Raw genomic sequence first — 15,514 nt, 5'->3', positions numbered from 1 at the left:
GTTTTAGGAAAAAAAAGGCTGATATACATCAGCCTTTTTTTAAGTATAAAATAAATCTAATTCTTAGTATACGTTGGGTTTGCAGGGTCTGAGAAATCCAGCACAAAAGAATATGTTCCTGCGGTTGTAACAAGGTTAGCACCTCCGGCTTCTAAAACGCCATCTCCTCCATCGTCTCCATAATTTACGCCCCAATCGTTATTGGCTCTAAATTTGTATTCGCCATCAATTAAAGTCACATCGTTAAGAATCCAAATATCATTGAATGGTCGTGACCAATCTCTTGTAAATTGAGCATCTGGAGTTGCGCCCCATTCATTATAGGCACCACCAACTAATCCCCAAACATAATCTATGGGTTCTAAAGTGTACGTTAAATCATTCATGTTTACAGTGGCAATATAAATACCAGCAGCTACAACTATGTTTGCTCCACCTTCTTCCAAAGTACCATCTACACCATCATCACCCCAATTGGTGCCCCAATCGTTGTTCATTCTAAATTTCATCTCACCGTCAATTAGAGTTACAATACCTCTAAACACATCAGAATATTGATCGTATTCCAACATAAAATCCGGTGTTGCGCCCCATTCGTTATAGGCACCACCTACAATACCTAATGAAAAGCTTTCAATGGTATAAGTTAGGTTGTTTAAATCCATAGTGATTTTGTACGAGCCTGCGGTTGTAATATTAATGTTTGCACCACCGTCATCAAGCGTTCCGTCTGCATCATTATCACCATAATTGTTTGCCCAATCCATGTTTTCTCTAAACTTAATTTCACCAGTTGGTAGCGTAACATAGGCCACTAAGACACCATCAACATCTGTGGTCCAGAACGGTAAATCCGGTGAACCTCCCCAACCAGTTACGGCACCTACAACGCCCCAGTTTGTTGATAAATCCAATACGGTTAAATAAGTAGTTACAGAAATGGTAACCGTTGATGAAATTCTTTCTAAAACAGAACCAGAAGCACTATCGGTAATCGTTGCCCTTACTCTTAAATCTACATTTCCAGTAGCATCTACGGCAATGCCACTTTGTATAGCCAAGGCGTTTAATTGCGCGTTTGTTAGTGCTATGGCATTATGATTAGTAACATTACCAGCTTCAATGGGCATTGCAAAATCGGTACCTGCCGTTGCGCCTTCTAAAACATAACTAACATCTTGATTTAATGAAGAATATAAAATAGGATCATCCCATTCTACTGTTAAGGCAGTTACATCGTTATTGTCTAGCGATAACACAAAAGCATCTCCGTTATTTACATTATTTATCTCTGGCGCATTAACCGGATAGGTTGTAACCAAAAGTAAAATGTTGTTGGAAAGCTGGCTTCCAGCCGAAACCCTCATGTAAATGGCAACATCTTTAAAAGTGCTTACGCCTGCGCTAGCAATAGCATTGTTAAAATCGGCAACCGTCATTGAAAAGTTACTGGAATCAGTCGTTCCCAGAGTAACCGGAGCCGTAAAAGCTTCGTCTGTAGACATTTCTACATTATAAGTGCCCCCACCAGTTACCTCATCATTCCATGAAATGGTAAATGCTGGATTGTCCGGTAAAGCGAAATTTAAAAACACGGTACTAATACCCGGTGTGTTTAAAACAAATTTGGCTTCCGGGGTTGTTATCGTAAGGCTTTCTTCGGTTTCACAAGCTGTGAACAAAAAGGCAAATGACAGTAAAAGAAAGCTTATTTTTTTAATATATAAATTCATATCTATTTTTTTTATGATTATAAATTCAACGGAATGAGGATATAACGACCCGTTAAATCGTTAAACCAAACATCGTAATCGTCTTCAACAATTACAGGAATAGATCCGCCGCCAACTGTAGCTACCCCCGAAAAAGAAGTTGTGCTACCCCATGTTGCGCCTCCGTCTGTAATAAACGTAACGTCTCCAGGTGTTAATCGTAACCCTGATGCATACCAAATATGCCCATCAAAAGCTAAAGGTGTCATAGCTGTTGTTGCTACGCTAGAGCCTTGAATTGATAAAGTTACAGGACTTGTAATTCCCGAAGCATCAAAAGGCAGCGTGGTGTATTTTTTTGTTGAAAAATCTATGGTAAAGGTATAGAACCCTGTTTCTGGTACACCAAAACGTCCGGGGTCGTTAGATTGTGTTCCGGGGTTTCCGGCAATATCTCCTTCGGTTTTTGGCGTGTCGCTCCCTTCATTTTCTGTAACACCCCATTGCGGTTGCCATAAGCCTCTTGATTCCAAAACTTTAAATCGGCCTTCATCAAATCCACCTGGTTTTGCAAAATATCCGGTGTAGTAAAAAAGATTTGGATTCGACTCGTCTCTAAATAAAGGTGGGTTGTTAGCATTGTTATTCCACCCCGGCGCTGTGCCGTTTCCAACTAAATAATAGTCGTTAAACACGTAGTTGAAATATGGGTACACCTCAAATTGAAGTGTGTTGGAGTTTATGGGCTCGCTGTTTTGCGATCCTAATGATGCCACAACTCTTGTGTATAAAGTGGCCCATTCAAAAGGATTTAAACCGGCATTACCCGCTGCGGCATTAATTTCGCTTATAGATAATGTAAGTGCGCTTTGTCCTGTTATCGATGCTGCGGTTACCGGGTTTGTAAACCCTTCGTCGTTAGCAAACTGAATGGCGTAATTTACAGCCGTTTGTTGTCCGTAATCTGATTCTACCCAATTTAATGTTAGTGCAGGATTAGAGGTGTTTACGGCATCCAGCTCTATGCTGGTAAAATTCAAATCTGCCAATATGGGCGCCGTTGGAGCCGATATTTGGAATGTGTCAGTAGTATCGTCGCAAGAACTTAGGAATAGAAAAACTAAACCAATAATGCTAACTGCTGAAAGTATTTTATTTTTTTTCATCGTCTTAATTTGTTTTTAATTTTAATATCCTTCGTTTTGAGTAAGATTAGGATTTGCAGCCATACTTGCTGTTGGAATAGGATACACTTTAAAATGTGCCGGTAACGAAATACCATTGCTTCCGTTGCCCTTCCAAGCCCAATTGTAATTACCACCAGTAAATTTATTGTATCGAATTAAATCTTGCCTTCTATGGGCTTCCCAATGCAGTTCTCTAGCTCTTTCGTCCAGAATAAAATCTAAAGTTAAATCGTTTGCAGCAACCGTATTTGGGTTATTTGCTCTGGTTCTCAATGCATTTACATAATCAAGCGCCGTGGTTAAGCTGCCACCGCCACCTCTTAAATGGGCTTCGGCATACATTAAATATACATCGGCCAATCTGAACAATGGGAAATCGGTATCAACAAAAGTTTGATCGACCCCAAAACCGCCCGTTGACGTGGCATTTGAATATTTTTGAATAATGTACCCTGAATCTTTATCGGATATATCGTCAATATCAACAGGTCTGCCTTCAGAAATAATCGTGTTTCTGGTATCTGTGTTAAACGAACCATCAAACAATTCTACAAATTGCTTTCTAACTCTAAGCGCGCCGCCCCATCCGCCAGCACTAACGCCAACTTCTGAACCATTTACTTCTAAACTACCAACCGAACCATTAATCATTACCGTGGTAGGTCCATAGTTTTGAGTTGTGAATCCGTCTGAGATAATAGGGAAAATAATTTCGTTTACAGCAGAATTTGTATTGTTGTCTGCCATAAAATTGTGGAGGTAATTGTTCGCTAACGTATAGCCACTTCCAATTATTTTTTCGCAATAGCTTAGGCAATCCGCATATCGATCTGCATTAATATAAACTTGTGCATTCAAATACATTTTAGCCAAAATCATATAAGCAACAGCTTTATCTGCTCTGCCGTATTCGTTTTGTTTTGCATCAACCAAATCTGCATCAATTGCTAATAATTCGCTTTCAATAAAAGAAAATAATTCAGGTCTTTCATATACGTCTGGTTGCGAGTTAATAGGCGTTGTTTCGTCTGCAAAATTTGCTTTTCCGAAAATATCCATCATGTAATAATAAGCCATAGCTCGCATTAATCTTGCTTCTGCTCTATATGCTGGCATTTCGTTTCTAACAGCTGTAGACACACTTCTCGCGTCTAATTTCTCAGGCGTGGTTTCTCTTAAAAAGTTGTTTGCCAAGGCGATTGAAAGGTGTGCTCTACTAAACATACCCAATAACAATGGGTTTTGCGCCGTCCATAAGTTTCTTTGGATTTCCCTGGTGCCCGGGTCGTTTTCGTAAGACCAAATCATTTGGTCTGCCGACAGGGTTTGTACATATAAAAGTACACGTCCAAATTGACTCGTTCCCGCATCAATGTTTTTAAGGTTTGAGTTTCCTGCACCATCGGTTCCTGTTAAAGCCAAATTAGCGTAAACACCTGCCAATACTTGTTTGTAGGCGGCCTCATCTTTAAAAAGATCTTCGCTAAGTGTGGTTTGATCGTCATTAGGTGTAATATTCAAGTCATCGGTACACGATGTAAGTGCCACGATAAAAAGACCTATAAGCCCAATTGTTTTGTATATTTTAAATCTTGTTTTCATAGTTGTTTTTTTTAAAATTTAAAATTAGCTCCAGCTAAAATGGTTCTCGATCTTGGGTAAATAATGTTATCTATTCCATTGAATACTTCTGGGTCTAATCCACTATAATTGGTTATAGTAAATACGTTTTGAACACCGCCCCACAGTCTTAAACTTTTTAAATGTTTAGAGATGTTGCTAAACGTATATCCTAAAGTTATGTTATCCATTTTTAAGAATGAAGCGTCTTCAACATAAATATCCGAAATAATAACATCAGAGGTTCGTTGGAATCCTGTTTCCAAAACCGATGTTGGTACATTACCTAAAACCGCATTGTCTTGTAATAACTCGTATTGCGCTCTTGAAGAGTTTACGTTATTATAAACGTAGTTTCCTAAGTTGGCTCTTAAGTTGAAAGATAAATCCAGGTTTTTGTAATTGATGTTAGATTGAAATCCTAAAATAACATCCGCTCCTGGGTTTTCCTTTAAATAACGGTCGTCGTCGTTAATAACGTTATCACCATTTAAATCTACAAAAGCACCTTCAATAGGATTGCCTGAATTGTCATATAACTGTTTAAAAACGCTGAATGAATTAGGCGAAAATCCTTCTCTCAACAATTGAATGTTGTTTCCGGTACCACCAGAAATACCACCGGTTCTTACATCTTGACCTAAAGCCAACTCTTTAATTTCTCTATCTAAAAAAGTAGCGTTAAAGTTAAAGTCTACCGTAAAATCGTCTTTTTTAACTACATCGGCATTTAAAGAAAACTCAACACCTTGAATTTGCAACTCTCCAATGTTTTGAATGATACTGTTTGAAAAGTTAGTACCATCTGCCACAGAGGCCGTAAACAATAAATCGGTTGAATTTTTCTGGAAGAAGTTCAACGAGCCCGAAACGCGTTGATCAAACAATCCGTAATCTATACCAAACTCCATGGTTGCCGTTTCTTCCCATTTTAAATCTGGGTTAATTTCTGAGGCTATCAACGATTGGATCACAATATTATCAAACTGGTATTGCGAATTAGAATCGCCACCTCTGTATCGGTTTAAATAAATATCGTTTGCACCAAAAAACGCTTGTTGTCCGGTAATTCCGTAACCCGCTCTTAATTTTAAACTAGAAATGGTTTTAGATTCTTTTAAGAAATCTTCATCACTTAAATTCCACGCTAATGCTGCCGCTGGAAAATCGCCCCATTGGTTGTCTTTACTAAAGCGCGAAGTGCCATCTCGTCTGTAGGTTAAGGTTAATAAATACTTATCAAGAAATGTTAAATTGGCTCTACCAAAAAAGCCGATTAAAACCACATCGGGGTCTGCAAAGGTACTTGGAAGACTTAAGGCATCCCTAACATTCCCAGTATTGCTGCCTTCATTGGTAAATTCTTGATAAGAATAACCCACGGTAAATTCCGTGCGCATGTTATCAAATGTTTTATTATAGGTTAAATACCCATCAAGTAATTTATTGGTTCTTTTTTGAAAACCTCTTGACGAGTTCACTTTATCTAAATTCTGTATACGAGAACTTAGTGAGGTAAAATCAATAATTTTAGCCTCTGTTTCATCAAAACCAATATTTAATACCGCTCTTAAATCGGGTAGGAAATGAAATTTGTAATCAAAATTCAAATTCCCGTAAGATCTGTTGGAGTCTCCCGTATTATTTCTTTGTAGTAATTCTGCAACAGGGTTTGTTGTTCCATTTGCCAAATTACCGCTAACTATATGTTGGTAAAAACCTCCAAATGGAGACGACGGATCGTAAACTGGTTGCGTAGGGTCGTAGCGTAACGCTGCGCCTATCTGCCCTGAATCACCAAATCGGTTATCTTCAAATGATAAATTTGCGTTCAAGTTGATTTTTAAATGGTCATCAAAAAAACTAGGGTTTAAGGCTAAGCTTAAGTTTCTTCTTTCAAATTCTGATGTTAACACAGCACCTTCTTGATTGGTAACCCCAAATGAAAATCTTGCCGGCAACACTTTAAAAAGCGATCCTTGCATAGATAAATTATGCTGAGTTGAAACGGTATTTCTAAAAATTTCATCTTGCCAATTGGTGTTTGCTGTACCCAATAAGCTTTCATCAAGCGTGGTACCGTTTATAGGTTGCGATGCCACTAATTGTCTGTAAGCATTTCCAGTAAAAACATCTACTCTGTCCGTTAGTTCACCAAAACTGTATTGGGCATCGTAAGTAGCGCTAAAGGTAGATTTACCTTTTTTGGTTACAATAATAATAACACCGTTTGATGCTCTCGATCCATAAATGGCCGTAGCCGAAGCATCCTTTAAAACAGAGAACGAATCAATGTCGTTAGGGTTAATACTTGCCAAAACACCTCTGGAACCGTTAACACCATTATTATCAATAGGCAATCCATCAATAATGATAAGCGGATCGTTTGATGCGTTAATGGAGGATCCACCACGAATTTTGATTTGAGAACCCGAACCCGGTGCTCCACTGGTTGTAACGCTTACACCAGCTACACGACCACTTAATAGGTTTTCTGGTGTAACAATGTTTCCTTTAGTAAAGTCCTCAGAAGTAATGGCTTCCACAGATCCCGTAGCATCTTTTTTAGTGGTTGTACCATAACCAATGATAACAATTTCGTTTAATTGGGCAGCATCTTCATTTAATTGAACATTTAATGAGGCTTGCCCAGAATAGGTAATTTCAATGGTTTGATAGCCCACATAAGAGAATACCAATATGTCTCCGTTGTTAACCTCAATTCGATAATTACCATCAAAATCCGTTGCCGTTCCTGTGGTCGTGTTTTTAATAACGACGTTCACCCCTGGAAGCGGAATAGAGGTTGATTGCTCGGTTACTGTTCCTGTAAGTGTCGTTTGCCCAAACATGAGTATGGGTACAAAAAACAGAAAAAACAATAAGCTTTTAGTAGTTGTCTTCATACAATTTTATTAAAATTAGTGTAATAGTTTAGTTTATTTATATTTTCACTTCTCAGGGTTAAAATTAGTCAAACTCTTGATAAGAAAACAATTTTGGATTACGAAATTCTCAGCGAAAACGTTTTCGTGTTAACAACTTTTTATGTTTTTTATCATATACTGAAAAATGTGCAAGAATGAACGATTATAAAATAATGTAATATCTTTAAGAACTTAATTACATAGCACCAAAATCTCCTTAACAGATTCTCATGAAAAGAAAAATTACACTGAAACAAATAGCACGCGAATTGGATGTTTCCATTTCAACCGTTTCAAAAGCACTTAGTGGCAGTAAAGAAATTAGCGAAGAGACCACCCAAAAAATTCAGGCATTCGCCAAATTTTACAACTATAAACCCAACAACATTGCGCTCAGCTTAAAAAACAGAAAAACAAAAACCATTGGGATTTTAATACCCGAAATCGTGCACCACTTCTTCTCTACCGTTATTCGAGGCATAGAACGCGTGGCCAACAGAAGGGGTTATAACGTTATTGTTGGGTTGTCCAACGAGTCGTTTGCAAAAGAAATCATCAATATGGAGATGCTTGCCAATGGTAGTATAGATGGGTTTATTCTCTCCATTTCAAAAGAAACGTTGCTCAAACAAGATTACCACCATTTTAATGCCACCATAAACCAAGGCATGCCCATTGTTATGTTTGATAGGGTTGTTAATGAAGTGGATTGCGACAAAGTTATTGTCGACGATTTTAACGGGTCGGTTAAAGCCGTAAAAAAGCTTATTGAAAACGGCTGTAAAAACATTGCGCTAATAACCACTATGGACTACGTAAGTGTGGGGCGGTTGAGAACCCAAGGCTATATTGAAGCATTGGAGCAAAATAAAATAATTGCAGAACCTAATTTGATATTGAAAATTGATGATAGTTTGGATGTGGAAAATCAATTTGAAGGTTTGGAACAAGAAATAGAACAGTTCTTTAAATCCAATGGTAACATTGATGGTGTTTTTGCCGTTAACGAACTTTACGCGGTAACCGCGATGAAGGTGGCAAGAAAGTTGGGGCTTAGTATTCCCGAGGATGTTCAGGTTATTGGTTTTACCGATGGCGTACTCTCAAAACATGCCACACCAAGTTTAACAACGGTAAGCCAGCACGGTCAGAAAATTGGCGAACAGGCCGCAAATTTATTGATAGACAGACTGGAAGCATCAGATACAGAAAGTCCCCAATATTTTAAAAATGGCGATAAAAAATCAGACTTTATAAAAGTTGTAATCGAAACCGATATTATTGAAAGAGAATCAACTAAATAGTTTCGTAACATCCTATTGAATCAAAAAAATTATTAGGAATAATAAAATTCTTTTATATCTTTGATGCCGATTCAAAACTTATATTTTCACTTCTCACAATAAGTTTTGATAAGTTATCGCTTATCGAAATAGTATTAATTTAAATATACTATTAATGGAAAAGCGTAGATTAAGTTTCTGGGAAATTTGGAACATGAGTTTCGGGTTCTTGGGAATACAAATGGGTTTTGCACTCCAAAATGCCAACGCCAGTAGAATACTTCAAATTTTCGGAGCCGATGTTCATGAACTATCATGGTTTTGGATAATTGCGCCTTTAATGGGCTTAATTGTTCAACCCATCGTTGGGCATTATAGCGATAAAACCTGGGGAAGATTTGGCAGGCGTAAACCATTCTTTTTGGTGGGTGCCATTTTAGCATCTATTGGTTTGGTATTAATGCCACAGGCCGATATGTTTATTGCCTTTTTACCCGCACTTTGGGTTGGCGCAGGCATGCTCATGATTATGGATGCATCGTTCAATATTGCCATGGAGCCATTTCGCGCTTTGGTTGGCGATAACTTAAGAACAGACCAACGTACATTGGGTTTTAGCGTGCAAACGGCACTCATTGGTTTTGGAGCCGTTATTGGCTCGTGGTTGCCTTATGCTTTAACCAATTGGTTTGGTGTTTCTAATGAAACCGTCGAGGGCGCTGTGCCATATAATTTAATCCTGTCCTTTATTATTGGCGCTATCATTTTAATCGCTTCAATTTTAGTAACCGTACTAACAACTAAGGAATATTCGCCCGAAGAATTAGCAAATTTTGAAGATGAACAAAAACACGCTGATACTATAAGTACTGATGGTGACGAGGTAAAATCCAGTTTGATGGATATTTTTGAGGATTTCAAAAAAATGCCAACAACAATGCGCCAATTAAGTTGGGTGCAATTCTTTTCTTGGTTCGGACTTTTCGGCATGTGGGTATTTGCTACACCGGCAATTGCGCAACACATTTACGGGTTGCCACATACCGATAGTAGCAGCTCAACCTATCAAGATGCCGGAGATTGGGTAGGGATTCTGTTTGGGGTTTATAACCTAATTTCTGCATTTTATGCTTTTGCACTGCCTTATATCGCTAAGAAAATCGGACGTAAAAAAACGCATTCCATATCGTTAATTGTGGGTGGTTTGGGCTTGCTATCCATTTACATTATGCCAGATGAAAATTGGCTAATTGTTTCCATGATTGCCGTTGGTATTGCTTGGGCAAGTATTTTGGCTATGCCCTACGCTATTTTAGCTGGCTCGATTTCCCCAAAGAAAATGGGTGTTTACATGGGGATCTTTAATTTCTTTATTGTTATCCCCCAAATAATCAACGCTTTAATTGGCGGCCCGCTTGTAAAATATGCCTATGACAATCATGCCGTATATGCCCTAATGATGAGTGGCGTAAGCTTTTTAATCGCGGCATCTTTAGTTTATAAGGTCAAGGATGTTGACGATGTAATTCAATCTTAACAAATGAACAAAACAGGAATCATATTCGATTTGGACGGTGTTATTGTAGACACCGCAAAATACCATTTTTTAGCATGGAAACACCTCGCGGATGATTTGGGTTTCGAATTTACCGAAACACATAACGAATTGCTTAAAGGGGTTAGTCGCGTAAGGTCTTTGGAAATTCTTCTGGACATAGGAAATATTAAGCTTTCAGAAGAAAAAAAGCAAGAGATTTTAATTAGCAAAAATGAAGATTATTTAAGCTATATCACCAAAATGGGGCCTGAAGAAATTCTTCCGGGTGTAACAGCGCTTTTAGATACTTTGGATGGTTTGGGAATTCAATATGTATTGGGTTCTGCAAGTAAGAATGCGACATTAATTTTAAAGAAAGTAAATTTATTTGAGAGGTTTATTGGAATTGTTGACGGGAACAGTGTTTCTAAAGCAAAACCAGACCCCGAAGTGTTTTTATTGGGAGCAAAAATGCTAAAACTAAAACCGGAAAAATGCATTGTTTTTGAAGATGCCATCGCGGGTGTTGAAGCGGCAAATGCTGCCAATATGATTTCCATTGGGATTGGTGATAAACAAACGCTTCAAAAAGCCGATTTTAATTTTAAGGATTTAACCGAAATTAGTTCAGATTTCATCAAAGAGCTCAGTACAATAAAAGAGAAAAAAGAACAAAGAGTAGAGAAAATAGAAAACAAATAATATTGGAGAAATAGGGTCATTAGTTAGTGGGGTTTAATAGCAAACCGACCTAATGTCTATTCTCTATCATCTAAAATAAAATGAATCAAGATTATATAAAACCAGATAGCTGGTCCATCATTGAAGAAGGTTTCGATACACATCGTGTTAAATCTTCCGAAAGTATATTTAGCATTGGTAATGGTGCTATGGGGCAACGTGCCAATTTTGAAGAGCATTACTCCGGACCAACGTTTCAAGGCAGTTACATAGCCGGTGTGTATTACCCCGATAAAACCAAAGTAGGTTGGTGGAAAAATGGCTATCCCGAATATTTTGCCAAAGTACTTAACGCACCAAATTGGATTGGTATAAACGTGTCTGTTAATGGCGAGCAATTGGATTTGTTTACCTGCAAAAAGGTTGACAACTTCAAAAGGGAACTTAACATGCAAGAAGGTTGGTTGTCAAGAAGTTTTACGGCTACTTTACAGAACAACATTCAAATAGAGGTTAAAACCAAACGATTTCTAAGTTTAGATTTGGAAGAATTAGGCGCTATAGAATATCATATCACACCAATAAATAACGATGCCCAAATTCAATTTCAACCCTATTTGGACGGCGGTATTACAAACGAAGACACCAATTGGGACGATAAATTTTGGGATATCTTAAAGGTCAGTCACGAAAATAATCGGGCTTTTATTGAAACGAAAACCATGAAAACGTTTTTTTATGTTTCCACATTTATGGAATCCAAGGTCTATCTAAATAATAAAGGGTTGTTTTTAAACCCTGATATCAATTCAGAACATAATTATATTTCTTTTGATTATAACCATCACGTAAAAAAAGGCGAAACCTACTCCATTCAAAAATTCGGAGGTTACGTTGCAGACAGAAACTACGATAAAACCGAATTGGTCTCAGTGTCTAAACAAATTTTAGACAAAGCTATAACCTTGGGATTTGATGGGCTGTTAAAAAAGCAAAAAGAAGCTTGGGCGAACATTTGGGAACGCGCAGACATCAATATTACTGGCGATGTAAAAGCGCAACAAGGTATTCGTTTTAATATTTTTCAACTCAACCAAACCTATTTGGGTAAAGATTCCAGATTAAACATTGGCCCTAAAGGGTTTACAGGCGAAAAATATGGCGGCAGTACCTATTGGGATACCGAGGCGTATTGTATTCCTTTTTACATGGCGACTAAAGATGAAAAAGTAGCCAGAAATTTATTGGAGTACCGTTATAATCATTTGGAAAAAGCTATTGAAAACGCCGAAAAATTAGGCTTTAAAAACGGTGCAGCCTTGTACCCTATGGTAACCATGAATGGTGAAGAATGCCATAACGAATGGGAAATCACATTTGAGGAAATCCATCGAAACGGTGCCATTGCATTTGCTATATTCAATTACTACAGATATACTGGAGATTATAGTTATATCCCCGAAAAAGGCTTGGAAGTGCTTATAGGAATTGCACGTTTTTGGCAACAGCGCGCTTCGTTTTCAACCGATAAAAACAAGTACGTTATTTTGGGTGTTACAGGGCCAAATGAATATGAAAATAATGTAAACAACAATTGGTACACCAACTATATTGCCCAGTGGTGCATTAGTTATACAATTGAAAACATCGAAAAAATAATGCTTGAGTATCCAGCTGATTATATTAGAATTATAGATAAGCTAAAACTTGATAAACTTGAAATAGAGCAATGGAAAACCGTTGCCGATAACATGTATTTTCCGTATTCCGAAAAGCACCAAGTGTATTTACAACAAGATGGCTTTTTAGATAAAGAACTCATTGCGGTTTCAAGTTTAGATAAATCGCAGCGCCCTATAAATCAAAAATGGTCATGGGACAGGATCCTGCGTTCACCGTATATAAAACAAGCCGATGTTTTACAGGGTTTTTACTTTTTTGAAGATCAATTTACTACAGAATCATTAGAGCGTCATTTCGATTTTTACGAACCTTTTACCGTTCACGAAAGTTCACTATCGCCTTGTGTGCACAGCATTCAAGCCGCTAAACTAAACAGAATGGATCAAGCGTATCAGTTTTATTTACGCACCTCGCGATTGGATTTAGACGATTACAATCACGAAGTACACGAAGGCTTGCACATTACATCAATGGCAGGTACGTGGATGAGTATTGTTGAAGGTTTTGGGGGTATGCGCATTAAAGACAACAAACTGTCGTTTACACCAAAAATACCAAAGCAATGGGAGGCCTATTCGTTTAAAATCAATTTTAGAAACCATATTTTAAAAGTAGATATTGGCCATAAACAAACCCATTTTGAAATTTTAAGCGGCAGCGAGCTCGAAATTCTTGTAAACAACAAGTCTATATTGCTTACAACCAAACAGTTACAAGCTGTATAGATTATATTTAAACACAATAACATAAAAATTTAAAAAGATGAAATCATTATTTGTATTAAGCTTTACGGTTTTATTTTCAGTTTTCAACATAGCCTATTCGCAAACCTTACAATCACCGAACAGTGAATTGACCATGCAGTTTTCGCTTAAAAATGATGGTACGCCAACCTATCAACTAAGCTATAAAAACAAGGCGGTTATAAATCCAAGCGCTTTAGGTTTGGCTCTTAAAAACGATGAAAAATCACTGTTGAATGATTTCACCATTCTTAAAACCGAAACAGCAACTTTTGATGATACGTGGACACCGGTTTGGGGCGAAGAAAAACAAATCAGAAACCATTACAACGAGTTAGCCATCCACTTAAAACAAAACGAAACGGATAGAATGATGCTGATTCGTTTTAGACTATTTAATGAAGGATTAGGGTTTCGTTATGAGTTTCCACAGCAAGAAAACCTGGTGTATTTCATCATAAAAGAAGAAAAAACACAATTTGCCATGACGGGCGACCATACCGCATTTTGGATTCCCGGAGATTACGACACCCAAGAGTACGATTACACCGAATCCAAACTATCCGCAATACGCGATAATTTTGATGCAGCCGTTACCGATAACGCCTCTCAAAAACAATTTTCGAAAACAGGCGTGCAAACTGCTTTAATGATGAAAACTTCCGAAGGTCTGTACATCAACCTGCATGAAGCCGCTTTAATCGATTACTCGTGTATGCACTTAAATTTAGATGAAGAAAATTTGATTTTCCAATCGCACTTAACCCCTGATGCCGTTGGCGACAAAGGATATATGCAAGCCCCATGCAAATCCCCTTGGAGAACCATAATGGTAAGCGATGACGCTCGGGATATTTTGGCTTCAAAATTAACGTTAAACCTAAACGACCCTTGTGAAATTGAAGACACATCATGGATTAAACCTGTAAAATATATTGGTGTTTGGTGGGAAATGATCACCGGAAAAAGCTCGTGGGCCTATACCAATGATTTGCCTTCGGTTCAATTGGGTGTTACCGATTATACCAAAGTAAAACCTAACAAAACGCACGCTGCGAACAACACCAAAGTTAAGCGGTATATCGATTTTGCTTCGGAACACGGATTTGATGCCGTTTTAGTTGAAGGTTGGAACGAAGGTTGGGAAGATTGGTTCGGAAAATCTAAAGATTACGTGTTCGATTTTGTTACGCCATATCCAGATTTTGATGTTCAGGAAATTCATAAATATGCGAAATCCAAAGGTGTAAAAATGATGATGCATCACGAAACCTCCGGATCGGTACGCAATTACGAGCGCCACATGGACAAGGCTTATCAATTTATGAACGATAACGGTTATGAGTCTGTTAAAAGTGGTTATGTGGGCAATATATTGCCACGAGGCGAGCACCATTACAGCCAGTGGGTTGTAAACCACTATCAATATGCCATTGAAAAAGCGGCGGATTATAAAATTATGGTGAACGCCCACGAAGCGGTTCGACCAACGGGAATTAGTAGAACATACCCCAATTTAATTGGCAACGAATCGGCACGAGGCACAGAATTTCAAGCCTTTGGTGGCTCAAAACCAAACCACGTTACCATTTTGCCATTTACACGATTAATTGGTGGCCCCATGGATTACACGCCAGGGATTTTCGAAATGGACATTAGCAAACTTAACCCTAATAACAATTCGCATGTAAACAGTACCATTGCCAACCAATTGGCCTTGTACGTTACCATGTATAGCCCGTTGCAAATGGCGGCCGATTTACCTGAGCATTACGAGCAGTTTATGGACGCTTTTCAGTTTATAAAAGATGTGGCCATTGATTGGGACGAAAGCATATATTTAGAGGCAGAACCCGGACATTACATTACCGTGGCCCGAAAGGAAAAAGGGAGTGACCATTGGTTTGTTGGCAATGTTAATGGCAACCATCAAAGAACATCAAACATCAAGTTGGATTTCCTTGAAAAAGGAAAAAAATATACAGCAACTATTTATGCCGATGCTAAAGATGCGCACTACAAAACCAATCCGCAAGCTTATACCATTACAACCAAAAAGGTAACCAATAAATCAAAACTATCGTTAACATCAGTTCCTGCCGGTGGATACGCCATAAGCATTAAACCTATAAATTAAATTC

General features: G+C 38.0%; 9 protein-coding genes. 5 read left to right on the top strand and 4 right to left on the bottom strand.

Features of this window, described 5'->3' with window-relative positions; all coding sequences use genetic code 11:
• Positions 1-56: 56 nt before the first annotated feature.
• From RNZ47_RS15600 to RNZ47_RS15585, 4 genes are read right to left on the bottom strand one after another with little or no spacing between them, the layout of a single operon-like run.
• Positions 57-1,733, bottom strand: coding sequence for a SusE domain-containing protein (locus RNZ47_RS15600; RefSeq protein ID WP_311942529.1), 1,677 nt, complete (start codon positions 1,731-1,733; stop codon positions 57-59).
• Between the two features lie 17 nt (positions 1,734-1,750).
• Positions 1,751-2,878, bottom strand: coding sequence for a SusE domain-containing protein (locus RNZ47_RS15595; RefSeq protein WP_311942526.1), 1,128 nt, complete (start codon positions 2,876-2,878; stop codon positions 1,751-1,753).
• 21 nt (positions 2,879-2,899) lie between these two features.
• Positions 2,900-4,501: a RagB/SusD family nutrient uptake outer membrane protein gene (locus tag RNZ47_RS15590; protein ID WP_311942523.1), complete on the bottom strand. Its 1,602-nt coding sequence runs from the start codon at positions 4,499-4,501 to the stop codon at positions 2,900-2,902.
• A gap of 11 nt (positions 4,502-4,512) precedes the next feature.
• Entirely contained in the window at positions 4,513-7,425 is a 2,913-nt protein-coding gene (locus tag RNZ47_RS15585) for a SusC/RagA family TonB-linked outer membrane protein (protein WP_311942521.1), read from the bottom strand.
• 251 nt (positions 7,426-7,676) lie between these two features.
• Here RNZ47_RS15585 and RNZ47_RS15580 point away from each other — a divergent pair, with 251 nt between their 5' ends.
• From RNZ47_RS15580 to RNZ47_RS15560, 5 genes are all read left to right on the top strand, one after another.
• Positions 7,677-8,750 (top strand): LacI family DNA-binding transcriptional regulator, encoded by a 1,074-nt coding sequence (locus tag RNZ47_RS15580; protein WP_311942518.1) that lies wholly within the window; start codon positions 7,677-7,679, stop codon positions 8,748-8,750.
• 154 nt (positions 8,751-8,904) lie between these two features.
• On the top strand, positions 8,905-10,266 hold the full coding sequence (locus RNZ47_RS15575; RefSeq protein WP_311942515.1) for an MFS transporter: 1,362 nt from the start codon (positions 8,905-8,907) through the stop codon (positions 10,264-10,266).
• Between the two features lie 3 nt (positions 10,267-10,269).
• A complete protein-coding gene (pgmB, locus tag RNZ47_RS15570) occupies positions 10,270-10,968 on the top strand; it encodes a beta-phosphoglucomutase (RefSeq protein WP_311942512.1) in 699 nt (232 codons plus the stop codon).
• Between the two features lie 80 nt (positions 10,969-11,048).
• Positions 11,049-13,355: a maltose phosphorylase MdxK gene (gene mdxK / locus RNZ47_RS15565; RefSeq protein ID WP_311942509.1), complete on the top strand. Its 2,307-nt coding sequence runs from the start codon at positions 11,049-11,051 to the stop codon at positions 13,353-13,355.
• Between the two features lie 37 nt (positions 13,356-13,392).
• Positions 13,393-15,510: a glycoside hydrolase family 97 protein gene (locus tag RNZ47_RS15560; protein ID WP_311942506.1), complete on the top strand. Its 2,118-nt coding sequence runs from the start codon at positions 13,393-13,395 to the stop codon at positions 15,508-15,510.
• Positions 15,511-15,514: the final 4 nt, after the last annotated feature.

The organism is Hwangdonia seohaensis, from assembly GCF_031932625.1.
Taxonomy (GTDB): Bacteria; Bacteroidota; Bacteroidia; order Flavobacteriales; family Flavobacteriaceae; genus Hwangdonia; species Hwangdonia seohaensis.
This window is presented reverse-complemented; position numbering and strand designations above follow the sequence as displayed.